Genomic DNA, 23,733 nt, shown 5'->3' with positions numbered 1-23,733 from the left:
CGTCAGCGCCAGCCGAGGAACGTCATCCCGAACGCCATCACCGCCCAGGCGATGCCACAGAGGATGACGGTCTCCTTGGTGTGTCCGTTGTTCCACGAGCGGGCGAACAGTCGCTTGAACTCGAGCCATCGACCCGCCCGATAGCCGGTCTCGGGTTCGAGAGCCGGATATTCGTACGGGCCCTCCCGGTTGCCGAGTGGTTCACGTCGTCCGTCATCGTCCCGTGTCGCCATGTCACCCGTCCGAACGTTCATCGAATAACTCTTCGTGGACTGCGTCGCCGGCTTTCTGACCCAGGTAGGTCCCCACGGCAGCGCCTATCCCCGCTCCGACGAACGTGCCCACCGGCCCGAAAATCGACCCTGCAGTGGCGCCGGCCGCGGCGCCACCGAGCATTCCGCCACCCAGTGCACCAGCGGTCTCCCATACTGCTTCGCCGACCGAGGTCTTTCCCTCGGCGTGGGCCTTCACGCCGTCGTACACCGTGAGCCCGCCACCGAGCGGCCCGGCGACCCTACCGAGTCCCCGCAACCCCGTCGCCGCGGCTCTCCCGAAGTCGTCCGGGGCCGGGTTGAGCGTGTGCCTCCCCCGGGTCCGGGGGTCGAGTTCATCGGCGACGTCCGGGTAGCCCCCTGATGCGGCCCCCGTCATCGCGTCCACACCGCGACCCGGCCACGGGTCGTCCGGGCCCGGGATCGGCGACCGGTCGACCTCCGGCGGGATCGCGGCGTGGAGCCGGGCGGCGATCCGGTCGATCTCCCGTCCGTAGTGCTCATCGAGAGAGCGCACGGTGTCGACCGCGGAGCTGATCGCCTCCGCATGTTCCTCGACTGTCGATTGATCGATGTCGCCGCGACCCGACACCGGGCGCACCGACGATTCGCCCACCTGGAGTCCGGCTGCCCCGGCATCGGCGATCCGATCTCGGACCGCCTGCACTGCCCGCCCCAGCGCAGCCTGCGAGCCCCGGAGAGCATCGGCCAGATCCTCGAGTCCGTCAGCCAGCGTGCTGACGTGCGACTTCTCCCGTTCCACGGTGTCGAGGACGGCGTCAGCAGCCTGCCCGTCCCAGCCGTCATCCAACGTCGATGCACCGTCGACCAGGTACCTTCGGATGCCCTCCGCCACCTTGCCCTGCCGCCCGACGTCGCCGGCGGCGCCCGCCAGTGCGGACACGTCCCAACGACGAATGTCGCCGACTGTACGACTCACCGCCGGGCCACCGTTCCGAGGAGAGCCGCGAAGTCCTCATCCTCGGCCTCGAGGAACCGATGCGCCTCGGCCGCGAAGTCGGCCAGGCCACCGAGCCGACCCGCGATTCTCGAGGCGCACACCGCGGCCGCGCCGCACGCCCGGTCCAGCGCCTGCTCGATCGCCGACCCGCCCGGCAGACCTCCGCCCAGCTGCGCCGCGACCTCGGCGAACGTCACCTCTGCGGCCGCCTCCCCACAGTCGCGGAACACCGAGACCGCGCTCGCGATCCTCCCGGCGTCCGCCCTGATCGTCCCGTCGGGCACGAGCCCTCCTCGTCGTCGTTCCGGTCCACTTCCGGGACGCCCCCGTGGCGTCCTCACCATGTACGACGCGCGCCCCACGCCGAACGGTTCCCTCGTGTCGTACCCGTGGTGTGTACTCGTAAGCGTGGAGGGAGGACCGGTCACCACCGGCTCCACCCACGACCCGGCGGCGTCGCCCGGCGCCGGGACCTCTCCCTCGAGGAGTGCACCATGTCGCTCACCTGGACCCCCACCACCGACCGCGCGCTCGCGGTCGCCGCCCGCTGCCACGCCGGTCAGACCCGCAAGGACGACCCGACGCCCTACATCGCCCACCCGGTCGCGGTCGCGATGATCGTGTCGGACTTCACCGACGACGAGGATGTGGCGGTCGCCGCACTCCTCCACGACGTGTTGGAGGACGTGCCGCCGTCGGTGTACTCGGCCGACGACATGACCGCCGAGTTCGGTGAGCGGGTCACCGAACTCGTGCGCGGCGTGTCGGAGGAGAAGACCGCCGGCGAGGAGACCCCGCCGTGGCGGGTGCGCAAGGAGGGTTACCTCGCGCGGCTGGCCGAGGACACCCACGAGTGCCTGCTCATCTCGGCCGCCGACAAGATCCACAACCTGCGCTCGATGGTCACGGCGCACGACCGGCTGGGCGGTGACATGTGGGGCCTCTTCAACGCCGGTCCGGAGGAGAAGTTGTGGTTCTACCGCGCGATAGCCGACGCCGTCGCCGAACGGCTCGGTGACTGCACCGCCTCGCGCGAGCTCCGCCGGGCGGTCGACGACGTGGCCGCCCTCGCGCCGGTGGGATGACCATGCATGATCAGCGCTCCGGCCCGGGAAGCGCACCGCTGCGCCCGGTCGAGGACCCCTGGGACAGCTTCGAGGCCACACTCGCCGGACATCTGCGCCGACCGGAGACGGCCGGCGCGATGGAGTTCAGCGCCCCGTCCGACTCGTCCGGAGCGCGCGGACGGTGCGTCGTCCAGCTCGCGCCGGACGGCGCCCTCGCCTGGGTGACCGTGCGCCACGCCGGGCACCCCCTCTCGGAGGAGATGGCCGCCCAGGCCTCGCCCACCGCGCCCGTGCCCATCGCGCGCGCGGTGGTCGACGCGTGCCGCGACCGGCTCGGGGTGCCGCACCCCCAACTGCTGACCCTGCGCTGCCAGGGCACCGTCGGGCGGCACACCGGGGCGCTGCGGCTCCTGCGGTCCGACTCGGTGCCCGTCGGCAACGACCCCGCCGACTACCCGAACCCCATCGACGTGGCGGTGGAGGTGGCCGACCACGAGGACGCCCGGGATCGGTTCGAGGTGATCGTCGAGCGGGTCACCGGTGGGTCGTGCGTGGTCGACGATCGGGGGTACATCGTCTTCGACCACGTCGGCCACCCGATCCAGGTGTCGTTCACCGTGGACGATCCCTACGCCCGCATCTGGGCATGGGTCGTGCGGGGCGTCCGCTCCCGGTCCGACGCCGCGCTCGAGGTGGCACGGCTCAACCGGGACGACGATCAGACGTCGTGGATCCTCGACGGTCGGCACGTCCTGCAGCGGACCACCGTCCCGGTCGCCCCTCTGCTCCCCCGGCACGCCCAGGCGGCGCTCGAACACTTCCTGTTCACGTTCTCCACGACCCGGGACCCGATCGCGGCGAGGTTGGGGCCCCGGTAGCGGCACAGACGAAAGCCGGCGCATTCGGTGTGAACCGAATGCGCCGGCTCTCTCCGGCGACCCTGACGGGACTCGAACCCGCGACCTCCGCCGTGACAGGGCGGCGCGCTAACCAACTGCGCCACAGGGCCGTGCTCGTGGCACGGGATAGGAGAGTAGCGGACCCCGCGAGCACGCTCTCGACCACCCCGTCAGTCGGCCCAGAAGGACACCATCGGCTGGCTCGAGATCAGATCGCCGCTCTGGTAGATCCGCATGCCGGACGAGTCGATCGAATAGAGGACGTCGTTGTTGGCCACCATCGCCGAGCCACCGGAGACCGCGGGATCGTCCACCTCCACCCCGGCCCCGCCGGCCGAACCGCGGTAGTAGTACCGGCCGTTGTCCGGGTTGACGCAGATGGAGAACGAGGCCTGGGTGGTGCGGCCGATCATCGTCGCCGGATCCCCGGCGTTGCACCGTGACTGCGCGTTGTCGACCCATCCGGAGGAGTCCGCGCCGGCGGGGTACCCGGCACTACGTGGCGTGCGGGGCAGCGGGGCCTCGCGGGTGACGGTGACGGTCTCGCGCTCCGGCGCGGTGGTGAACGCGGTCTCCGTCACCGGAGGCTGCGAGGTCGCCGCCGGCGAGGACGACGACGAGGAGGACGACGCCGCCTGCCCGGACCCGTCGCCGGCGCCGCCGCCCGGGCGCAGGACCAGGTAGGCGATCGCGCCGAGGAGAGCCAGTGCCAGGACCGCCAGGACGGCGATGACGGCGATCACCGCGCCCGAGCCCCCGCGCTGTGGCTCGGGCCCGTACCCGGGCCCCGGCCATCCCTGCGGTGGCTGTGAGCCCTGCGCCCCGTTGTCCCAGCCATACGACATCGGCGGTGCCCCCTCGCTTCGCGCTTCCCCGGATGGGCCGGTCTGACCGGACGGTAGCAGCAGTATCCGACTCCGTCAGCGGCGATAAGAGACAGTCCACCCCGGGAATGTCGGACCCGTGCGGCACCATGGCGGTGTGACCGCAGCCCAGGTTCGTCCCAACGCCCTCGCCGCCGAGGTGCACCGCCTCCGCGGCACCGACCCCCTCGGCCGCATCACCGTCCTCGTGCCCTCGTTCGGGGCGGCCAGGGACCTCGTCCGGGCGTTGGCGCTCAGCGGCGGGGCGGTCAACGTGGCGGTGCGGACCGCCTCCCAGGTGATCAGCGAGCTCTCGGCTCCCGTGCTCGCTCCGAGAGCCGCGCTCCCGTTCCAGCTCCTGGCCGCAGCCGTCGAGAAGGCGTTGGACACCGACCCGGGGCACCTCGAGACGGTGGCATCCGAGCCCGTCACCGGGCAGGCGGTCGCCCAGGCCTGCCAGCGGCTGGGAACCGTCGAACCGGGGTCCGTCATCGCGGAGACCCGCCTGCACTCGGAGGTCCTCCGGTTGGCCGACGAGGCCCACGCCATGACCGGCGCCGCCTACTACACACCGTTCGAGGCCGTGTCCGTCGCACTGGGGCGTCTGGACGAGCTGGGCCGTATCGTCCTCGCCGCACCGTTGCGCGGCACGCAGGCCGAGCGCAGGCTCCGGGCCGCTCTGGAACAGCGGGGTATCTCCCCCCTACCCGGCACCGGGTCCGACCATCTCGCCTCCGCTGCGGAACCCGGTGCCGAGAACGCGGTCACCGGCACCCACGTGCTCCACGCGTCGGACTCCGATGACGAGGTGAGGGCAGTGGTCCGCTTCGTCCGGTCGCGCCTCGCGGACGGGGTCCCCGGCCACCGGATCGGTGTCTACTACCCGTCGCCGGATCCCTACCTGCGTCTCCTCCACCGGGCGTTCGCCGAAGCCGGGATCGCCGTCCACGGCCCCTCCGACACGGGTCTCGGCCGTTCCGCCGCCGGCCGCACCCTCGTACGGCTGCTGGGCCTGGACGCCGACCGGATGCCCCGCGCCGAGCTCCTCTCGATCGTGGCCGAGGGCGCGATCACGGCGTTCGATGACGCGGGCGCGATCGTCTCCTCCCGGCGGCTGGAGATCCTCACCCGGACGCGATTCCCCGTCATCGGTGCCGGCGACTGGGACCGACTGGCAGAGCAGCTGCGGGCCGAGCCGAACGCCCTCGCCGAGTCCGATCGGGCCGCAGCTGCCGCTCTGCTGCGACTGATCCGGAACCTTCGTACCGGACTCGCCGCCGTCGACGCCGCGCGTACCTGGACGGAGTCCGCGGAGGCCGTCACCGGCCTGGTCGCGTCGCTGTTCCGCCAGAACCCCGACCGGGCCGCCGTCCTCGCTGTCCTCGGTTCCCTCGGTGATCTGGACACCGTCGCACCCGCGATCACCCGGGATCGCCTCGTGAGCGCGGTCGCGTCCCGGCTGGACCCGATCCGTGACCGGGTCGGCGAGGAGGGAGCCGGGGTCGCCCTGGGGCCGATCGACGACGCCGTCGGCCGCGACCTGGACACCGTGTGCGTCGTGGGTATGGCGGAGGGCCTGCTCCCCGTCCTGCACAAGCCCGACCCGCTCGTACCCGAGGGCGCGGTCGAGCCCCTGTCCTCCGAGATGCTCGACGAGCGGTACCGGGTTCTCCAGATGGCTCTGGCCGCCGGCGCCGAGCGCCGGATGTGTTCGTTCCCCCGGGGGTCGATGCGAGGAGGCGGCAACCGGATCCCGTCCCGCTGGCTGCTGCCCACCCTGTCCCGACTCGCCACGAAGACCGTTCATGCCACCAGGTGGCAGACGGACGTCGACGGATGCCCGGGTGTCACCGCGGTGCCGTCGTTCGTCGACGGGGTGCTCACCCCTCCGGCCGCCCTCGGTTCGGACCCGGCCACCCTCACCGAACTGCGGATCCGGAAACTCTCCACCAACGGGTGGCTGGCCCGGGCCGACGCCCCCGGGTTGCTCGCCCGCGCCCACGAGATGCGTCAGGACCGTCGGCGGGGGCGTTTCACGCGGTTCACCGGGAACGTCTCGTCTGCTGCCGAACTGCTCACCGTCCTCGACCATCCCCTGTCGCCGACCAGGTTGGAGGACTGGGCACAGAGCCCCTATCTGTTCTTCCTCTCCACGGTACTGCGGGTCCGGACCCTCGATGATCCGGCGATGGACATCGATATGGACCTCCGTGACTACGGCAATCTCGTGCACGCGATCCTCCAGCGCTACATCTCCGATCGACGCGAGACCGGGTCCGGACCCGACCGCGACCTGCTGATGAGAGCACTGCGCAGTGAATGCGAGGTCGCGATCGCGACCTCGCCCGGCCTCGTCGCCTCACTGTGGCGCCGGCGGGAGATCCTGCTCGCAGCCGAACTCGACCGGTGGTTCGCCGAGGACGAGGCGGATTTCGAGACCGGGTGGCACCCGGAAGCGACCGAACTCGAATTCGGGCGTCGGGACGCCGATGGCCCGGTCGTCGAGATCCCGTTCGAGGTGACCACCTCCCGGGGGACGACATCATTGTTCCTCTCCGGGTCCATCGACCGGCTCGATAAGCGGGCGGGCGCACTGCGGGTCACGGACTACAAGACCGGTAAGCCCCCCGGGCAGGACGACCGGCCGACAGAGGACGATCCCACCATCTCCGGCACGCGATTCCAGCTACCGCTCTACGCCGCCGCAGCAGAGACGGCCGGCGATCTGCCGGTCCGCGAGGTGCGGTACTGGTATTGCACCGAGCGCGGGGAGTTCGAGCGGATCTCCCTCGGCGTCTCCGTCGAGGTGATGGACAAGGTCCGCGAGGACGTGGGCAATCTGGTGGACGCCCTCCAGCGGGGATGGTTCCCGCTCCGGGGTGGCCGTGGTTCGTCCCGCGACCTGGCGAACCTCATCGGAGGTGCGGAACTCGACCAGGCCTGGACGGAACTGTCCACCCGCGAGCCGCTCGCGTCCCACCCCGCGTTCACCGGCCTCGTCGCCGTCGACCCGACCGAGAACGAATCGGAGACCTCCTCATGAGCCACTTCCCCGACGAGGCCGCCCGTCTCCGCGTGCAGTCGGACACCTCCGCGACCCTGTTCGTGGAGGCCGGCGCCGGCACCGGCAAGACCCACGCGCTGGTCGAGCGCCTCAGCACCCTCCTGCTGAACGACGCCGTGCGCGTCGAACAGATCGCCGCGATCACCTTCACCGAGAAGGCGGCCGCCGAGCTCCGCGACCGCCTCCGCGTGAAGCTGGTCGAAGAGCGCGCGGACGGCGAACACCGCGCCGATGCCGCCCTCGCAGGACTCGACACCGCCGCCATCGGCACGTTGCACTCCTTCGCCCTGCGACTGCTCTCGGAGAATCCCCTCGAGGCGGGGATCCCGCCGAGGGTCACCGTCCAGCAGGACACCGCCGAGGCCGCCGCCGTGGAAGCCATGTGGCAGGAGTGCGCGACCCTCCTGTTCGGGAGCGGCCCGTCCGCCGCCCGGTCGGGCAACCTGGCGCGAGCCGTCGACGACATGCTCGACGCGGGCGTGAGCCCCACCGCCTTCCGCGAGGTCGTCGAGGCCCTGCACCGGGACTGGGACCGCCTGCCCACCGATCCGCTGTACACCGGGGCCGTCGAACTACCCGTCTCCCCTGACCTGGCGAAGGTCATCGACGCCGTCGGGTCGATCGTCGGGTGGCGGGACTCCTGTCAGGACGAGACGGACAAGCTCTACGCCGTCCTCGGCGAGCACGAAGCCTGGCTGGCGAACCTGCAGGACGCTACGACGGACCCGTCCGCGTCACCCTCATGGATGGAGCTGCTGAGGCAGCAGGTCAAAGTCGGCAACGTCGGCAAGGGCGCCAGCTGGGGCGGCGCCGACGTGGTCAAGGGCATCAAGGAGGAGATCAAGCAACTCCACGGTGTCTGCAACGCGCTCCTCGCAGAGCATTGGCGCCCACGCATCGCCGTCGTGCTCGACGTCCTCATCCCGGTGGTTCGCCGGCACGCCGCCGACCGGCAGCGTCACGGCACGCTGCAGTTCCACGACCAGCTCGTCCTGGCGCGCGAACTACTCCGGAACCCGACGGTCCGCGAGCGGGTCCGGGAGCGCTACCGGCGGATCCTCATCGATGAGTTCCAGGACACCGACCCCATCCAGTTGGACATCGCCGAGCTCCTCACCACCGCAGCCGACGGTTCCGGCCCCGAGCCCGGCCGTCTCTTCACCGTCGGGGACCCCAAGCAGTCCATCTACCGGTTCCGCCGCGCGGACATCGGCACCTACCTCCGGGCTCGGGGCAGCAGCGGGTCCGGTGTCGAGGTCGAGCGGTTGAGCACCAATTTCCGGTGTTCGCGCCCCGTCCTGAACTGGGTCAACGACGTGTTCTCCGAGGTGCTCACCCCCTCGGACGGCGTCCAACCCGAGTACCGCGACCTCGAACCCGCACCGACGAGGCCGCGGTACAACCCCGCCCACGGTCCGGCTCCGTTCGTCTTCCGCACCGCGGATGTTCCGGAACACTGCCCACCCGACTCGAAGGAGACCACCGAGCGCCAGTGGACCGAGGCCTCCGATGTGGCGAGGGTCATCGCCACCGCCATCAGGGAGGGCTGGACCCACGAATCGAAGGACGGACAGCAGACCCCGCTACGACTGGGCGACATCGCGATTCTGCTCCCGTCGCGCGGGTCGCTGCGCATGCTCGAGACCTGCCTGGACCACGCCGGGATCGACTACCGCGCCGAAGCGTCCTCGATCGTCTACGGGACACCCGAGATCCGCGACCTCCTCCTGGCCGTGCGCGCCCTGGCCAATACCGCCGACGAAGCCTCCCTCGTGGGTGCGCTGAGGTCTCCCCTGTTCGGCTGCGGTGACGACGACCTCCTACGCTGGCGCGCCGCCGGCGGCACCTGGGCTCCCGGCGCACCGGCACCGTCGGGCCTCGCGACGTCCCCCGTCGCGGAGGCGATGGACTACCTCTCCGCGCTGCCCCGCGACACCCGTCGCCCCGGCGAGCTACTGGAGAAGCTCGTTCACGACCGCATGGTCTTCGAATCGGTCGCCGAATCCCCCCGCAGGCACGACCTGTGGCGACGGATCCGGTTCGTGATCGAGCACGCCTGGCAGTGGGAGGAGTCCGCCGCCGACCCCTCTCGGGCCGACCTGCGCGAGTACGCCGACTGGGCGTTGACACTGACCGCCGAGGACGCGCGCGTCCCCGAGCCCGCCATCCCGGAGATCGGGGTGGACGCCGTCCGCATCACCACCATCCACGCGTCCAAGGGTCTGGAGTACCCGATGGTCATCGTGGCCGGGATGAGTCGGGGCTGGCCGACCAACCAGGGCCGGCTCCTGTGGACCGACGATCAGCCCGCCCTACCCGCGGTCTCCTTCTCCGCTGCCGTCCGCGACCCCGCGTTCACCACCGCAGCCGACCTGGAGAAGCAGCACGCCCGCGCCGAGCGCATCCGCCTGCTCTATGTCGCCACGACCCGCGCGGAGAGCCGCCTCGCCGTCTCCGGCCACGGCTACATCCTCAACAAGAGCGGCAAACCCAAGGCCGACGTCTGGGGTGCCCTCCTCGGATCGGTGGTCGAGGACGCCGATGCTCCCCCTCTGATCGACTACGGCGAGAACCTGCTCGAGCCCGCCCCCGCGCCCGCCGTCGACGTGCCAGAGGAATCGGCGTGGACCGAACGCAGCCGACAGATCTCGGCGAGGTCCGCCGAGCGCGCCGGCTGGTCGGCGACCCGGATCGTGCACCCGGACGCCGCTGCCGGGCCCGTCGGAACCGATGACGACGCCCGCGACGACGAGGCTCGGGAACCGCGCCCGCTTCCCGAACTGCTGGCCTCCGCGCTGCGCGATCGGTTCGGACCCGCCCCGACACGGCCGGAGGAGCTCCCTCCCGCACCGCGGGGCACCCCGCTGGCCTCCGGACCCGACGTCGGCACCGCCGTGCATCACCTCGCCGAGCACACCGACCTCAGTCGACTGCTCGGACCGACCGCTGACCCCGTCTCCGCGATCGCGGATTGGGAACGGTGGGCGGCCGACCAACTGGTGGCCCTCGGGTCGGGAGGCGGGCTTCGCGGGAGCCGCAACCCCGAAGCCGTCGCGGAGATGGTCTCCGTCGCGAGAACTGCCCTGACCTCCGAGCCCGTCCGACGCGCGGCGGCCCGGACCCACTGGGCTGAGCTGCCCGTGGCGGGTCCGCTCAGCACCGCCGATGGGACGACGGTGGCGGTGGACGGGGTCGTCGACCTCGTGATGGAGGAAGCCGACGGCTCGTTGACGATCATCGACTACAAGACCGACGTCGCCGTCACCGTCGGCACCGTCGACGAGTACCTACTCCAGCTGTGCGCCTACGCCGAGCTGCTCGGTGGCTCCGTCGGCAGATCGGTGGGGCGGATCGAGCTGGTCTTCTGCCGCGGGGCCCGCCCGACGGTGGTGGCCCGCGACCTGGGCTGACGGGGCGGCCCGGGGGGCGGGGCGGGTACCGACGAGGTCAGCCCAGGTTGGTCCACACCACGCGGCCGTCCACGACCGCGGCGAGTGCCGAGTCGCACGGTGCACCCACCGTGACGGCCTGGTAGAGCTCGACCAGCAGGTCCACGACCGAGTCCCATATCCGGTGCAGCGGTTGACCCCCACCGTAGGCCCAGACCGAGCCTGCGTCCGGACCGGCGCGATAGGAGACCGCGTAGCCGTACCCGCTGCGCTCGGCCAGCGGCCACAACCGACCCGCCCACGTCGCGTCACCACCCGGCTCGGACCCGAGAGTGCCGCTGCCCATCGCCGCCTCGAACCGCGCGGCCTGCACGGCGAATCCCCGCGCGGCGCTCAGCGGGTCCGCGAACGGGAACAACCCCTCCACCGTCTCGAGACCGGTCCTGCTCAGGTGCCACAACAGGGTGCGGATGCCGGTGGCGTCATCGACGCCGCAACTGTCGAGAAGCGCGCCGGACGAACTGCCCGAAAACCGGGGATCGTCACCCGGCCCGGTGTCTGCCCGGACGGTGTGCGGCGTCACCCGGAGAAGCTCGGCGATCGCGTCGGTCAGCTCCCCGATCTGCTCGTCGAGCACCGCCGAGGTGTCGTCCTGTCGCGCCATCGACCGCCGCCGGGAGCTCGATCGGCCACCGGCGTCGGACGGAGTGTGGGACGCGATGTCGGGATCCCGCGGCTCGGGCACCGATGGGTACGGGTGAGTCGCGGGCCCGGCAGGTGACCAGGGCGCCTGCATCGCCGAGCTGATGTGCGCGAGAGCGCCGTCGAACTCCTCGCCCCACTCGCTGCCGCCGGTCCAGGCCTCGTCGGCAACCGGGGCCACGCCGGTGGGGAGGCCCGCTGGGGCCACGTCGGCGGGGAGGCCCGCTGGGGGCACGTCGGCGGGGAGGCCCGCCGGGGGCACGTCGTCGCGGATGGCGGGCAGTATCCCGGTGACGTCGGCCAGCAGGTCAACTCGCGCCCGGCGGCTCTCGGCCATGCGCGAGCGCTCCGAGCGGGTGAACGCCATCACCGGCAGGGTGAGCAACAGGGCGGCCTGACGGCCGGTGAAGCCGAAGCCCAGCTTGAGAGCCCGGCGCGCCTCGACCGGGGATTCGGCATCGCGGATCACCGCCATGACCCCGTCCAGGTCCTCACACGCACGGAGGATCGCCTCCGCCTCGTCCCAGGCCCGCCCGATGTCGTCACCGGGTTCGAACCATCCTCCGACAGCGCGCGCAGCGCCCACGACAACCCCCACTTCTGTCGACGAACCACACGTCCGCCCCCCCGAGATCCCCGGGAATCCTACGCCCGCCCGCGCCCCCGTGGCGGATCCAGGACGGCCCTTCGCTGCGGCCACCGGAAGGGCGGGAAGGTCGCCACATGTGACCGATCTCTCCCCGCCCATGCGAGGGCCTGACCAGCGCCGACAGTGCAGAAAGCGAACGCTCAGCTATCACCGAAGTTCACGCCGGGATCAGTACGTAGGGTCCGAGGTATGCGCACCACCCTGATGCTCGAGGAACGGTGGCCGGACGACACCGGCACGGCGACCCCGGACGTCGACACCAGTGCCACCGTCTTCCCGGCGCCCCTGACGACGATCATCGCCGCCCTGGCGGGCGGGCTACTCGGGACCGCCGCGGTGTACGGGGTCGCCTCCCGGCTGGCCGGTTCCCTCACCGCGGTCGCCGCCATCATCATGGTCTTCGCCGTCACCCTGGCCGGCCCCCGCGTCCACGCCGCGGCCCGCACCGAACTCGGCCGGACGGTCGCGGTCGTGCTCCAGGCGATCGGGTTCGGCGGCGTCGTCGGCGCGCTGGTCATCGCCGCCTGAGTCATCCCCGCCCGGGTCACGCCCGCCCGAGTCATCCCCGCCTGAGTCGGGCCGACAATTCGTCCACGGCAGCGTCGTCCATGCCGGCGCCCTCCACGAGATACCGCCGCGCGTCGCCGAACTCTCTGGCCAGTGCGTCCAAGGAGAGGCGGAGGTTGGCCTCCTCGACACCGATGAGCACCTCGATGGCCTCGAGTTTGTCGGGCATCTCGGCCTGCACGTAGGTGCGGACGGAGGAGACGAAGTCCGCGGACATCTCCCTGGTCAGCAGGTAGTCGGCCACCACGTCCTCCTCGCGCACCCCGGCGAGCAACTGGAGCAGTGCGGAGATCCAGCCGGTGCGGTCCTTCCCGGCCGTGCAGTGCACGATCGCCGGGCCGGACGACACCGCCACCGCGTGGACGGCACGCCCGAACGCCCGGCGCTCGTGGTCACCCACCACGAACCGCTCGTAGGTCGAGGCCATCTCGCGGCGCGCCTCCTCGGCCCCGCCCAGTCCGGACGCGGTGAGGGTCGCGGCGGAGGTGTGACCACCCAGGACGTCGACGGGCACGTACTCGGCCCCGGCGGGGACCACGTCGGGATGCTTGTCGATCTCGGCGCCCGTGCGCAGGTCGACGACGGTGGAGACGCCGAGCCTCTCGAGAACCGCGAGGTCCTCGTCGCCCACGGCGAGGGTCGTGGACCGGTAGACGACCCCGCGGGCCATCGAACCGGACGGACGGAGTGCGTAGCCCGGGCCGGCCACGTCCCGGAAGTTGTGGACGCTGGTGAGTCGGACCTCGCTGACGACGAACCCGTCCCGGTCGAGACCGACCTCGTCGTCGTCGGATCCCCAAACGACACCCGATTCCACGTCCACGTCGACGTTCCCGCCCTGTTCGCCGACCATCCCACGCCCCTGTTCGATCCCCGCGCGCCCACGTGGCGCGCCATCGCCTCGTTCCTACCTGATGCCGGCCGGCCGCGCCCACCGGGTGGGCCCCGGCGACCGTAATGCTGACACCTGTCAAAGTTGCTGGCCGTTTCGCCTGTGCGCCGTGGCCGGGTCGCCTACTCTCCGAATTCATGACCACAGCAGCCTTCAATCCCGGCCACTCCATGCAGCACGCGACCTTCGGCGACATCCTGCTCGAGCGTTCCACCGACGACCATCCGGGGCTGCTGTTCGAGGACTCGGCGTGGACCTGGAGGGAGTTCGTGGCCGAGGCCGCCGTCCGTGCGGAGATCCTGCGCGGCTGGGCGGAGCAGCACTCCGACTCGTACGCGGACCGACCCGACCCCTACCGGCACCTCCACGTGGGCATCCTGCTGGAGAACGTGCCCGAGTACCTGTTCACCCTGTGTGGTGCGGCGCTCGCCGGCGTGACCATCGTCGGCATCAACCCCACCCGACGCGGCGCCGAGCTCGCCTCCGACATCCGGGGCGTGGACTGCGACGTGATCGTCACCGACTCCGACGGCGCCGCCCTGCTCGCAGGCCTCGACACCGGCGCCGCCGCGCACTTCGACATCGACTCCGAGCAGTGGCGCGGCCTGCTCGACGGTCACGCTGGCGCCGAGCCCCAACTCCACCCCACCGAGGCGCGCGACCCCCACACCCTGCTCGCGCTGCTGTTCACCTCCGGCTCGACCGGCGCGCCCAAGGCCGTCATGTGCTCGACCGGCCGCATGGCGATGATGGGCACCATCAACTACCGGGGTCTCGTCCGCGACGACGTGGCCTACAGCGCGATGCCACTGTTCCACGGCAACGCCCTCTTCGCCGCGTTCGCCCCGTCGGCGTACGTGGGCTGCACCTTCGCCATGCGCCGCAAGTTCTCCGCCTCCGGGTTCCTCCCCGACGTGATGCGGTTCAACGCCAGCTACTTCAACTACGTCGGCCGGTCACTGTCCTACATCCTCGCCCAGCCCGAGGTGCCCGAGGAGAAGCAGACGCGCCTGCGGGTCGTGTTCGGCACCGAGGCCTCCGTCCACGATCGGACCGAGTTCGAGCGTCGTTTCGGCGTGACCCCGCTCGAGTCGTACGGCAGCAGTGAGGGCGGCGTGGTGATCAGCCACACCGAGGACACCCCGCCCGGCGCGCTCGGCGTGGCCGGCGCCTACATGGACGTCGCGATCCTCGACGCGGATGAGAACGAATGCCCCAGGGCCGAGTTCGATGCCAACGGCGGCCTGGTCAACGCCGGCGAGGCGATCGGAGAGATCTGCAACGTCACCGGCGCCAAATTGTTCGAAGGCTATTACCGCAACCCCGAGGCCACCGCCGAGCGCAACATCGGCGAGGTCTTCCACACCGGTGACCTGGGGTACCGCGACGCGGACGGGTACTTCTACTTCGCCGGCCGCTCCGGTGACAGGATCCGCGTGGACAGCGAGAACTTCTCCGCCGGGCCCGTCGAACGCATCCTCGACCGGTTCCCCGGCGTGCTCGTCGTGGCCGTCTACCCGGTCCCGGACCCGCGCACCGGCGACCAGGTCATGGCCGCCATCCAGCTCGAACCCGGCGTGGAGTTCGACGCCGACGCGTTCTCCGAGTTCTGCCGCACCCAGCCCGACATGGGCACCAAGTGGGCCCCGCGGTTCGTCCGCGTCATGACCGAGATGCCGGTCACCGCGACCCGCAAGATCTCCAAGCCCAGCCTGCGACGCGAGTCGTGGATCGAGCCCGGCGAGGTCTACCTGCGTGGCGGTGCGGCGGGCGACGACGACGTCTACCGGCCGCTCACCGACGCCGACCGCGAGGCCCTGCTCGCCGAGTACGAGCTCCACGGGCGCCGGCCGGCGGGGGTCTGAGCGCGGCGGGTCAGCGCAGCGGGAGTCAGCGCAGGACCCGCAGCTGGAACGGGTAGTTGATCGTCCGTCCCCGGGTAGCGCGAACGGTGCCGATGACGTGGCCGATGATCTGCGCGAGGAAGGACACCGCGAGCAGGACGAGGCCGATGGGCAGGCCGATCACCGTGAGGATGAAGATCCACCCCACGATGCTCATGATCCACAGGCCGAGATTGAAGTTGAACGACCCGGCGGCGGCCTGGCGCACGAACGGGCTGCGGTCCTTGTAGATCAGCCACATCACGAGCGGGCCGACGAACGAGAGCCACCCGGCCGACAGCGCCATCGCGATGAGGCTGGACGCGTGCGCCAGGGCCGCGGGGGTGCGGTCATCCGGGCCGACGGCCGGGGCCTGCTGCCCGTGCTGGGAGTAGTCGTACTGGTGGAAGCCGGGCTGCTGGGTCATTCCCCCAGTGTGCTCGCCGGACGGGATCCGCGCATCGGGGATGTCCCCGGTATCGATCCCGGGTCGCGGCAGCGGCGGGGGTTCGGCGGCGGCCCGGGAGTACCCCGATCGACTGGCCGATGGTGCCGGTGCGGGCCACGATTAACCGTCGTATGGATTCGAGCCGCGGTTCGGTTGCACCAGTTGAAGCTAACAGCCTCCTTAATCCAGGGACAGCCCCCGCACCAGGACACGGTGCGAGGGCTGCTAGTTCCCGACGCTCAGTAGTAGTACCCGCCGCCGAACCCCTCAAGCGAGGCCAGGCTTCCCGTGAGCGATCCAATCGCCGCGAACTGGCTGGCAAGGTAGAGGGCCGGCGCAAGCACGATGGACCCGACGACGGCCCCAATCTGCTCAGCGCCGGTACCGGGCAGACCCGGGAAGAGCGGGATGTTGAGGTCAATCGGCGGCATAAAAACTCCTAAATGTTGTGGAGGTTCGCATATTAGGACATTGGTCCGACAAGGGGCAAAAGAGGCCCTCCGAGAGCGGCAACGGACCACCGAGTGCAGCATTGACGTTCGAGTTCGCCACATGGCATTACGGGACCACGACCCGGCGCCAATCGTCCATCCACATCTCGAGGTCGTGAAGCCCGTAGCCCTCCCGGCGGGCCGTGTCGAGCACCGTCACGTTGTGGCCTAGACCATTCGAGCGCTCCGGCTTACGAGGAACTTGACGGGGCCTCTGGATAGTCCACGGATCACGCAGGAAGTACGTGCGGTCGTGCCCCAGATGACCGCTCGATCACCAAGGCAGTCCCGAGCGCGGGGGTTCGGCGACGGGATTCACGCGGCTGTCATATGCCGCGCCTACTGTGGCAGCCATGGCCGACCCCACCAGATCCGACGTGCCCGCCACCGCCTCGGACGTGCCCGAGCCGGGCGACTCCGATCGGCTCGACGACGCCGTGCGGCCGCTGCGCGACGACGTGCGTTTCCTCGGAGCGGTGCTCGGCGACACGGTGCGCGACCAGGCCGGCGAGAAGATCTTCGACCTGGTCGAGACCGCGCGGCGCACCGCCTTCGCCGTCCGCCGTTCGGAGGCCGACCGGGACGAGGTGGCGGGCCTGTTCACCGACGTGTCCGCCGACGAGATGATCCCCGTCATCCGCGCGTTCTCCCTGTTCGCCCTCCTGGCCAACGTCGCCGAGGACCTGCACCAGGAGCGTCGTCGCGGTATCCACACCGCGGCCGGTGAACCCCCGCCCGACGGGGACCTCGAGGCCACGTGGGCGCGACTGGCCGAGTCCAGCCCCGACCCCGCGAGGCTGGAGGCCGTGCGAGCGACGGCCCGGGTGGCCCCCGTGCTCACGGCGCACCCCACCGAGACCCGCCGGCGTTCGGTCTTCGAGATCACCCGGCGGGTGCTGGACCTCATGCGCCGCCGCGACGGGCTGCGGGCCGCCGAGCGGGATCGGGTCACCGACGCCGAACTCGACCGGGTCGAACGGGACATCCGCCGACATGTGCTCACGCTGTGGCAGACGGCGATCATCCGCAGCCAACGCCCCCGGATCGAGGATGAGGTCCTGGGTGGCCTGCAGTATCACGAGGCCACGCTCATGGAGGTCATCCCGCCGCTCAACGCGGAGATCGCCGAGCGCCTCGGGTCCGGGGACCGCCCCGTCGTGCGCCCCGGCTCGTGGATCGGCGGGGACCGGGACGGCAACCCGTACGTCACCGGCGACGTGGTGCGCTTCGCCACCGAGCAGGCCGCCGCGCTACTGCACCGCCACTACACGGAGGAACTGCGGCTGCTCGAGCGGGAGTTGCCCATGTCGCGGCGGATCGTGAAGGTGCCCACCGCGTTGCGCGACCTCGCGGACTCGATGGTGGAGGCCGACGGGGAGCTCGCCGCCGCACGCGAGGACGTGCCCTTCCGTCGCGCCGTGCGGGTGGTCCGCCGTCGGCTCGCCGCGCGGGTGAGGTCCTCGTCGTCGTCACCCGGGTCGTCGCCGGACGCCATCGGTCACGACGACGAGCCCTACACCTCCCCGGGGGAGATGCTGGCCGATCTGGATGTCATCGACGCCGCGCTCGGGTCCTGCGGTGGCGACCTGGCGCGGTCACCGCGTCTGCGGGACCTGCGGTGGGCGGTACGGACGTTCGGGTTCCATCTGCAGGCGCTCGACATGCGGCAGAACTCGGAGTCGCACGAGGAGGTGCTCACCGAGCTGTTCGCGCTGGCCGGGGTGAGCGAGGACTACTCGGCGCTGGACGAGGACGCCCGTCTGGAGCTGCTGCTGCGCGAGCTCTCACACGACCGGCCGCTGCTCGGGCCACGCGCGGAGCTGTCCGAGCTGGCGGCCAAGGAACTCGGGGTGATGCGGGCGGCCGCGGCGGCGGTGGACCTGCTCGGCCCCGAGGTGGTCCCGCACTACATCGTGTCCATGTGCGGGACGGTGTCGGATCTGCTGGAGCCGGCGGTACTGCTGCGCGAGGTGGGGTTGTTCTCCGGCGACCCGGCGGAGCCCCGCTCGAGCGTTCGGCTCATCCCGCTGCTCGAGACGATCGACGACCTCGCGGCGGGGCCGGACATCCTCGACACGGCGCTGGCGATCCCGCAGTTCCGGGCACTCATCCGGGCGCAGGGCGACGTGCTGGAGGTGATGCTCGGCTACTCGGACTCCAACAAGGACGGCGGGTACCTGGCCGCCAACTGGGCGCTCTACCAGGCCGAACGCGACCTCGCCGAGGCCGCGGCGCGCGCGGACGTGCACCTGCGCTACTTCCACGGTCGCGGCGGGGCCGTCGGACGGGGCGGCGGCAACTCCTACGAGGCGATCCTGGCCCAGCCGCCGGGAGCGGTGCAGGGCGCACTGCGGATCACCGAGCAGGGCGAGGTCATCTCGGCCAAGTACTCGGAGCCGCGTCGGGCGCGCCGCAACCTCGAGGCGCTCGTGGCGGCGACGCTCGAGGCCTCGCTGCTCGACGTCGAGGGGCTGGGCGAGCGGGCCGGGGAGGCGTACGCGGTGATGGCCGAACTCGCGACCCTCGGGCGGGAGGCGTACGCCTCGCTCGTCCACTCGGACCCGGGGTTCATCGAGTACTTCACCACCTCGACCCCCGTCGCGGAGATCGGCGAGCTCAACATCGGGTCCCGCCCGTCCTCGCGCAAGCAGACCTCGAGCGTCGAGGACCTGCGGGCGATCCCGTGGGTGTTGTCGTGGTCTCAGTCCCGGGTGATGCTGCCCGGTTGGTTCGGCGTGGGCACTGCGCTGCGGCAGTGGGTCGACGCCGAGGGCGAGGCCGCAGCGGAGAGACTGGCCACGCTGCGTCGCCTGTACGACGACTGGCCCTTCCTGCGCACGACCCTGTCCAACATGGCGCAGGTGATGGCCAAGGCCGACATGGGGCTGGCCGGCCGGTACGCCGAGCTGGTCCCGGACGCCGAGGTGGGCCGGCGGATCCACGGGGTGCTCACCGACGAGTTCGAGCTGACCCGGCGGATGGTGCTGGCGATCACGGGGCAGGAGACGCTGTTGGACGACAACCCCGCGCTGGCCCGCTCAGTGCGCAACCGCTTCCCGTACCTCGAACCGCTCAACGTGCTGCAGGTGGAGCTACTGCGCCGCTACCGCGCCGGGGACTCCGACCCGGCGGTGCGGACCGGCATCCAGCTGACGATGAACGGCCTGGCCACGGCCCTGCGCAACTCCGGCTGACGCGGCGTCTCAGCCCAGTTGACGGCGGGTCAGCGGGATGAGCATCACGCACACGACCGCGACGGCGGCGATCCACGGCACCGGCCCGCCCAGCGGGGAGACCGCGGCGATGACGTACGGCGTCGCCATCCCGAGGTAGGCCAGGACGTAGAACACCGCGACCATCGCGGCGTGCTCTTCCGGGCCGGACAGCAGTTCGACCTCAACCAGGCCACCGACGAGCAGGGTGCCGTACGCGGCGCCCAGCAGGACCGAGACGGGGACCATCAGCAGCGCGCGCAGCGGCAGACCCGCGGCGGCGGCCAGCCCGGCACCGGCGGCCATCCCCAGAGCCGCGGCGACCAGTCCGGCCACCGGCACCCTCCACGGGGCCGCGGCGGAGGCGAGACGGCGGGCGGCGGGCTGCACCAGTACTCCGGTGCCGAGGGTGATCCCCGCGAGCAGCCCCGCGTACAGCACGGGCATCCCGGCGGCGTCCCCGCCCAGGAGGCCGGCGAGGACGATGAACGACATCGACGCGCACCCGAACACCAGTGGCGCCCACGGGGCCACGCCGAGGGCGAAACGGCGGGTCCGCGCGCTGTGCGGGAACAGTGGCGCGCGGTTCGCGTCCGGCGCGGGACGGAAGGGGTCGGGGGCGCTCCAGGCCAGGACCAGGGCCACCACCCCGAGCACCAGGTGCGGTAGGTAGGGCGTGTACTCGGGCGCGGGCAGGAACTGACCCACGATCCCCGCGACCAACGCACTGAGCCCGAAGCCGCCGGACACCGCCACCGCCGCCCGTCTCGCTCCCGCCCCGGGCGGCCCGGACTCGGACAGCTCCCGGATCCACGCCCCGCCCGGCCCGAAGGCGGCCCCCGAGGCCACCCCGGCGAGGAAACGTCCCAGGTACAGCCACAGGGGGTCATTCGGCCCCAGGAACATCACGACGGTCGCCACCAGCGACAACACGAGGACCGGCCGCATGAGGCGGCGCCGTCCGTTGAGGTCGGACCAGCGACCGGCCACGACCAGGGCGGGGATGAGGCCGACGATGTAGATCGCGAACATCGCCGTGACGTCGTTCTGACCCAGGCCCAGCTCGTCCTGGTACATGGTGAGCAGGGGGGCGTACTGGTTGGCTCCCCAGCCGACCGCGAACATGGCCAGCGCCGCGCGGGCCCAGTCCCGGGCTCCCACCGTCTCCACCGGCCGTGTGCTCATGGGGTGAGAACCTATCCCGCGCGCGCCTCAGACGAGCGCGGTGCCCACGAACGCCACCCCCACCACCACGAACAACCCGCTGGCCACGAGGTCGACCACCGGCAGCAGTCGTCCGACCCGCTCGTTGACCACCCGGTGTGAGGCGACCAGCGCCAGTCCCCCGAACCAGGCCAGCGCCACGGCGATCATCCCGGCGACCAGCGCCACCGACCAGACCGCGGACACCTCGTCGCGCAGGAACGGGGCGAGGACCGCGCCGAAGAACACCAGGGCCTTGGGATTGGCGAGATTGGTGACCAGGCCCCGGGTAAAGTCCGCCCGCGGCACCAGATCCGCTACCCCGATTCGGGATCCGCTATCCGAATCCGGGTAGCGGATCCCGATTTCGAGTAGCGGATCCGGTGGTGGGGTGGTGGGTGCGGCGGTGGCCGTTGGTGGGGTGGTGGGTGCGGCGGTGGCCGGTGGTGGCGTGGCACCGCGCGCCCGCCACCAGCCCCGTAGGCCGAGCACGCCGAGGGCGGCGAGCAGGATCCCGCCAGCGATCTGGAGCCCGGTCATGACCTGCGGGTACACGCGCACGAGCGTCGCGACACCGGCGAAGGCGGCCGCGAGCCACACCGAGAGGCCGGTGACGATCCCGAGCGCGGTGGCGAGCCCCTGACGTCGTCCGGTGAGGGCGCGTTGGAGGACGACGACGACGTCGGGCCCCGGCGAGACGACCGCGATCGCCCAGACCCCGAACAGGCCGAGGAGCTGCGCCGCGGTCACGCCGCCGCTTCCATCTCGAGAAGACGCCGTTTGGCCGCGAGCCCGCCCCGGTACCCGCCGAGCCCGCCATCCGAGCGCAGGATCCGGTGACACGGCCACACCAGCGGCAGCGGATTGGTCGCGCAGGCCGTGCCCACCGCCCGGACGGCGCCGGGCCGGTCGAGTTCGGCCGCGAGCTGGCGGTACGTCGCGGTCCGGCCGTACCCGATCCGCGCCAGATGCTGCTGGACCTGCCCTCGGAATCCGCGGGCGAGGCGGGTGTCGAGGGGAAGGTCGAAGTCGCGGCGTCGGCCGGTGAGGTACTGGTCGATCTGGGTGGCGGCCTCGTCGAGCACCGGCGATTCCGGCGGGGCGGCGAGGACCCGGGGGCCGACCCGGCCGGCCAGCATCTCGAGGACCGCGCCCGGGTCCTCGACCTCGAACGCCACGTACACCAGCCCGACCGGGGTGGAGGCCAACAGCAGTCCGCCGATCGGTGAGTCGACGGTCCGGTACGCCACGTCGACCAGGCCCTCGCGCTCGGCGTCGCGGGCCAGCCGCTCCCGCAGCCGGGCGGTGTCCGCGGGGGCGGAACGCAGCACCGCGGTCACGATGGCCGCGGAATCGTGGATCGGGTCGGTCATGGCATCTCCTCGGTCACGGCAGGTCCTCGGTCACGGCAGGTCCTCGGCCACGGAATCGACGGTCCGCGTGGTCCCCGGGGCCAACGTCGCGCGCAGGCGGGCGATCCCGTCCGCGGCCGCGCGCCGGGCCGCCGCCTCGGTGCCGCCGGTGAGCTCGGCGATCTCGGCATAGCGGAGCCCGCCCAGATACCGGTAGGCCACACACACCCGCTGCCGGGAGGGCAGGGCGGCGACCGCATCCCAGATCCGCGGGTCGCCCACCTCGTCGTCGTCGACCCCGGCCGCTCCCCGGGCCCCCGCCGGACGCGGTGCACGGGCGTCGAGAACGGCGACGTCGTCGGCGGCCCCGCTCGGGGCGGCCTCGCGCACCGAGCGCCGCACCACGTCCACCGCGCGGCGGTGCGCGACCCGGACCAGCCACGCCTCGACGTCGGTGTCGTCGGGCAGCTCGGGCCAGGCGCGGAGTGCGGAGAGAAAGGTCTCGGACCAGGCGTCATCGGCGTCGGGGCCCGGGCCGAGGACGGCGCGGCACACCCGCAGCACGGTGGGACCGTGACGGTCCACCGCGGCGTCGAACGCTGCCCTCATGTGTGTCGATCCTGCCCTCGTGGCTGCTGCCGGGTGCGGGCGCCCCGGAGACGGGGCGCGCGATGGTCACCGGGTAGTCGCGCGGGGCTCCGATTTCGTGAGGCGCAGCGGTTCCCCATCGCCCGCGCGGGACGCATACTTGTCTCACCGTCACGCCCCGGGGGGTCTGAAATGCTCGGTTCCGGCACACGCCCACGCCCGTCCGGCCGTCGCCCGGCGCGCCGATCCGGCCGCTCCCGGCTGGCCGGTGCGCTCGCCGCTCTGACGCTGGCGATCCCCGTCGCGGCCTCGGTGGGCGCCGTGCCGGCCCGGGTGGCGGACCAGTTCGTCCCCTCGGCCGGGGCGCAGGCACAGCTCGGACCGCTCGGCGACTACCTGCGCGACCTGGACCCCGCGGGCGAACTGGGGCCGTACGTCACCGAGGCCCTGAACGGGATCAACGGTCCGCTCGGCAACCCCGGCCCGCCGGCCGGAGTGGACGCGCCCGTCACCTGCCGACCCACCCCGGCGCATCCGCGGCCGGTGATCCTCGTCCACGGGACCTTCGACAACGGTGCCAACACCGTGCCCCGCCTCGGTGAACCGCTGCGCCGACAGGGGTTCTGCGTGATCGCCCCGACTCTCGGCGCCTACGCCGGCAACCCGGCGCGAGGCGGACTCGACTCGATCGTCGGCGCGTCGGGACCGCAACTCGCCGGGGTGATCGACCACGTCCGTGCCGTGACCGGAGCGCAGCAGGTCGACCTCGTGGGCTACTCGCAGGGCGCGGCGATCGCCGGCTACACCACCAAGGTGCTGCGGCCGGGCGCCGTGAACCGCGTCGTCTCCGTGGGCGGCTACTGGGGCGCCGACAACAGCGGCCTCCTCCCCCACCAGCTGCCGCGCGAGGTGGCGGGCCTGGGCCTGTGGGCCGCCAACCTCCGCGGGATCGCCGAACTGTCGCCGGGCAGCCCGATGATCACCGCCTGGTACGGGTTGGACCGCACCCCGTTCCTGCCCGGCGTCGGGTACACGCTCATCGCCACCCGCGGCGACCACCTGCTCCCGCCCGAGCGCAGCTTCGTGCCCGGGCCGGGCGTGCGGTGGGTCGTCCCCGAGGACGCGTGCGGGGGCGGGCCCACCTCCCACGGCGGGATCGCGGTCGACCGGCGCACCCACGGGATCGTCGCCGGCGCGCTCGGCGGCGCGGGAGGCTGCTGAGGTCGGGAGT

General features: G+C 71.8%; 20 protein-coding genes and 1 tRNA gene. 8 read left to right on the top strand and 13 right to left on the bottom strand.

Features of this window, described 5'->3' with window-relative positions; translation table 11 throughout:
• Positions 1-2: 2 nt before the first annotated feature.
• From L8M95_RS11345 to L8M95_RS11335, 3 genes are read right to left on the bottom strand one after another with little or no spacing between them, the layout of a single operon-like run.
• Complete coding sequence (locus L8M95_RS11345; protein WP_260486243.1) at positions 3-254, bottom strand: hypothetical protein; 252 nt, start codon at positions 252-254, stop codon at positions 3-5.
• Complete coding sequence (locus L8M95_RS11340) at positions 235-1,212, bottom strand: WXG100 family type VII secretion target (RefSeq protein WP_260486242.1); 978 nt, start codon at positions 1,210-1,212, stop codon at positions 235-237. The genes L8M95_RS11345 and L8M95_RS11340 overlap by 20 nt, the downstream gene beginning before the upstream one ends.
• Positions 1,209-1,517, bottom strand: a complete 309-nt coding sequence (locus L8M95_RS11335; RefSeq protein WP_260486241.1) for a hypothetical protein — start codon at positions 1,515-1,517, stop codon at positions 1,209-1,211. The genes L8M95_RS11340 and L8M95_RS11335 overlap by 4 nt, the downstream gene beginning before the upstream one ends.
• A 210-nt stretch (positions 1,518-1,727) precedes the next feature.
• Here L8M95_RS11335 and L8M95_RS11330 point away from each other — a divergent pair, with 210 nt between their 5' ends.
• Both L8M95_RS11330 and L8M95_RS11325 read left to right on the top strand, forming a co-directional pair.
• Positions 1,728-2,318, top strand: a complete 591-nt coding sequence (locus tag L8M95_RS11330; RefSeq protein ID WP_260486240.1) for an HD domain-containing protein — start codon at positions 1,728-1,730, stop codon at positions 2,316-2,318.
• The gene (locus L8M95_RS11325; protein ID WP_260486239.1) at positions 2,315-3,178 is read left to right on the top strand and encodes a T3SS (YopN, CesT) and YbjN peptide-binding chaperone 1; all 864 of its coding nucleotides are present in this window, start codon (positions 2,315-2,317) and stop codon (positions 3,176-3,178) included. Before L8M95_RS11330 ends, L8M95_RS11325 begins: the two co-directional genes overlap by 4 nt.
• 57 nt (positions 3,179-3,235) lie before the next feature.
• Here the strand turns inward: L8M95_RS11325 and L8M95_RS11320 are convergent.
• Together L8M95_RS11320 and L8M95_RS11315 are read right to left on the bottom strand one after the other, a co-directional pair.
• Positions 3,236-3,309: transfer RNA gene (locus L8M95_RS11320), tRNA-Asp, on the bottom strand.
• Positions 3,310-3,369: 60 nt separating this feature from the next.
• Positions 3,370-4,044, bottom strand: a complete 675-nt coding sequence (locus tag L8M95_RS11315; protein ID WP_260486238.1) for a hypothetical protein — start codon at positions 4,042-4,044, stop codon at positions 3,370-3,372.
• 136 nt (positions 4,045-4,180) lie between these two features.
• Between L8M95_RS11315 and L8M95_RS11310 the strand changes: the two genes are divergently transcribed.
• A complete protein-coding gene (locus tag L8M95_RS11310) occupies positions 4,181-7,105 on the top strand; it encodes a PD-(D/E)XK nuclease family protein (protein WP_260486237.1) in 2,925 nt (974 codons plus the stop codon).
• Entirely contained in the window at positions 7,102-10,536 is a 3,435-nt protein-coding gene (locus L8M95_RS11305) for an exodeoxyribonuclease V subunit beta (RefSeq protein WP_260486236.1), read from the top strand. Before L8M95_RS11310 ends, L8M95_RS11305 begins: the two co-directional genes overlap by 4 nt.
• Positions 10,537-10,573: 37 nt before the next feature.
• Here the strand turns inward: L8M95_RS11305 and L8M95_RS11300 are convergent, their stop codons facing one another.
• Positions 10,574-11,803 (bottom strand): DNA gyrase subunit A, encoded by a 1,230-nt coding sequence (locus L8M95_RS11300; protein ID WP_260486235.1) that lies wholly within the window; start codon positions 11,801-11,803, stop codon positions 10,574-10,576.
• Positions 11,804-12,055: 252 nt separating this feature from the next.
• Between L8M95_RS11300 and L8M95_RS11295 the strand changes: the two genes are divergently transcribed.
• Positions 12,056-12,394, top strand: coding sequence for a hypothetical protein (locus L8M95_RS11295; protein ID WP_260486234.1), 339 nt, complete (start codon positions 12,056-12,058; stop codon positions 12,392-12,394).
• A 31-nt stretch (positions 12,395-12,425) separates the two neighbouring features.
• On the opposite strand, the gene L8M95_RS11290 is transcribed toward L8M95_RS11295, so the two are convergent.
• Complete coding sequence (locus L8M95_RS11290) at positions 12,426-13,286, bottom strand: tyrosine-protein phosphatase (protein ID WP_260486233.1); 861 nt, start codon at positions 13,284-13,286, stop codon at positions 12,426-12,428.
• A gap of 176 nt (positions 13,287-13,462) precedes the next feature.
• On the opposite strand from L8M95_RS11290, the gene L8M95_RS11285 reads away from it, so the two are divergent.
• Positions 13,463-15,190, top strand: a complete 1,728-nt coding sequence (locus L8M95_RS11285) for an AMP-binding protein (RefSeq protein WP_260486232.1) — start codon at positions 13,463-13,465, stop codon at positions 15,188-15,190.
• A 25-nt stretch (positions 15,191-15,215) separates the two neighbouring features.
• On the opposite strand, the gene L8M95_RS11280 is transcribed toward L8M95_RS11285, so the two are convergent.
• Both L8M95_RS11280 and L8M95_RS11275 read right to left on the bottom strand, forming a co-directional pair.
• Positions 15,216-15,635, bottom strand: coding sequence for a DUF4870 domain-containing protein (locus L8M95_RS11280; RefSeq protein WP_260486231.1), 420 nt, complete (start codon positions 15,633-15,635; stop codon positions 15,216-15,218).
• A gap of 260 nt (positions 15,636-15,895) precedes the next feature.
• Complete coding sequence (locus tag L8M95_RS11275; RefSeq protein ID WP_260486230.1) at positions 15,896-16,087, bottom strand: hypothetical protein; 192 nt, start codon at positions 16,085-16,087, stop codon at positions 15,896-15,898.
• A gap of 413 nt (positions 16,088-16,500) precedes the next feature.
• Between L8M95_RS11275 and ppc the strand changes: the two genes are divergently transcribed.
• Positions 16,501-19,341 (top strand): phosphoenolpyruvate carboxylase, encoded by a 2,841-nt coding sequence (gene ppc, locus L8M95_RS11270; protein ID WP_260486229.1) that lies wholly within the window; start codon positions 16,501-16,503, stop codon positions 19,339-19,341.
• Between the two features lie 9 nt (positions 19,342-19,350).
• Here the strand turns inward: ppc and L8M95_RS11265 are convergent, their stop codons facing one another.
• From L8M95_RS11265 to L8M95_RS11250, 4 genes are read right to left on the bottom strand one after another with little or no spacing between them, the layout of a single operon-like run.
• Positions 19,351-20,544 (bottom strand): MFS transporter, encoded by a 1,194-nt coding sequence (locus tag L8M95_RS11265; protein ID WP_260486228.1) that lies wholly within the window; start codon positions 20,542-20,544, stop codon positions 19,351-19,353.
• Positions 20,545-20,571: 27 nt separating this feature from the next.
• Positions 20,572-21,312: a LysE family translocator gene (locus L8M95_RS11260; RefSeq protein WP_260486227.1), complete on the bottom strand. Its 741-nt coding sequence runs from the start codon at positions 21,310-21,312 to the stop codon at positions 20,572-20,574.
• Positions 21,309-21,935, bottom strand: coding sequence for a methylated-DNA--[protein]-cysteine S-methyltransferase (locus L8M95_RS11255; protein ID WP_260486226.1), 627 nt, complete (start codon positions 21,933-21,935; stop codon positions 21,309-21,311). Before L8M95_RS11255 ends, L8M95_RS11260 begins: the two co-directional genes overlap by 4 nt.
• Positions 21,936-21,965: 30 nt before the next feature.
• Entirely contained in the window at positions 21,966-22,523 is a 558-nt protein-coding gene (locus tag L8M95_RS11250) for an RNA polymerase sigma factor (RefSeq protein ID WP_260486225.1), read from the bottom strand.
• A 171-nt stretch (positions 22,524-22,694) separates the two neighbouring features.
• On the opposite strand from L8M95_RS11250, the gene L8M95_RS11245 reads away from it, so the two are divergent.
• Positions 22,695-23,723 carry a triacylglycerol lipase gene (locus L8M95_RS11245; protein WP_260486224.1) on the top strand — a complete coding sequence of 343 codons (1,029 nt, stop codon included), beginning with the start codon at positions 22,695-22,697 and terminating at the stop codon, positions 23,721-23,723.
• Positions 23,724-23,733: the final 10 nt, after the last annotated feature.

It is taken from the genome of Dietzia sp. B32, assembly GCF_024732245.1.
Classification (GTDB): Bacteria; Actinomycetota; Actinomycetes; order Mycobacteriales; family Mycobacteriaceae; genus Dietzia.
Note: the sequence above shows the minus strand (reverse complement) of the source record. Positions and strands in the feature narration are given on the sequence as shown.

Bases quoted from the DNA above. Each gene is read 5' to 3' on its own strand.
- L8M95_RS11285 (WP_260486232.1), top strand. From the start codon at position 13,463: ATGACCACAGCAGCCTTCAATCCCGGCCACTCCATGCAGCACGCGACC.
- L8M95_RS11280 (WP_260486231.1), bottom strand. From the start codon at position 15,635: ATGACCCAGCAGCCCGGCTTCCACCAGTACGACTACTCCCAGCACGGG.
- L8M95_RS11315 (WP_260486238.1), bottom strand. From the start codon at position 4,044: ATGTCGTATGGCTGGGACAACGGGGCGCAGGGCTCACAGCCACCGCAG.
- L8M95_RS11345 (WP_260486243.1), bottom strand. From the start codon at position 254: ATGAACGTTCGGACGGGTGACATGGCGACACGGGACGATGACGGACGA.
- L8M95_RS11245 (WP_260486224.1), top strand. From the start codon at position 22,695: ATGCTCGGTTCCGGCACACGCCCACGCCCGTCCGGCCGTCGCCCGGCG.
- L8M95_RS11305 (WP_260486236.1), top strand. From the start codon at position 7,102: ATGAGCCACTTCCCCGACGAGGCCGCCCGTCTCCGCGTGCAGTCGGAC.
- L8M95_RS11330 (WP_260486240.1), top strand. From the start codon at position 1,728: ATGTCGCTCACCTGGACCCCCACCACCGACCGCGCGCTCGCGGTCGCC.
- L8M95_RS11295 (WP_260486234.1), top strand. From the start codon at position 12,056: ATGCGCACCACCCTGATGCTCGAGGAACGGTGGCCGGACGACACCGGC.
- L8M95_RS11255 (WP_260486226.1), bottom strand. From the start codon at position 21,935: ATGACCGACCCGATCCACGATTCCGCGGCCATCGTGACCGCGGTGCTG.
- L8M95_RS11250 (WP_260486225.1), bottom strand. From the start codon at position 22,523: ATGAGGGCAGCGTTCGACGCCGCGGTGGACCGTCACGGTCCCACCGTG.
- L8M95_RS11275 (WP_260486230.1), bottom strand. From the start codon at position 16,087: ATGCCGCCGATTGACCTCAACATCCCGCTCTTCCCGGGTCTGCCCGGT.
- L8M95_RS11265 (WP_260486228.1), bottom strand. From the start codon at position 20,544: ATGAGCACACGGCCGGTGGAGACGGTGGGAGCCCGGGACTGGGCCCGC.
- L8M95_RS11290 (WP_260486233.1), bottom strand. From the start codon at position 13,286: ATGGTCGGCGAACAGGGCGGGAACGTCGACGTGGACGTGGAATCGGGT.
- L8M95_RS11325 (WP_260486239.1), top strand. From the start codon at position 2,315: ATGACCATGCATGATCAGCGCTCCGGCCCGGGAAGCGCACCGCTGCGC.
- ppc (WP_260486229.1), top strand. From the start codon at position 16,501: ATGGCCGACCCCACCAGATCCGACGTGCCCGCCACCGCCTCGGACGTG.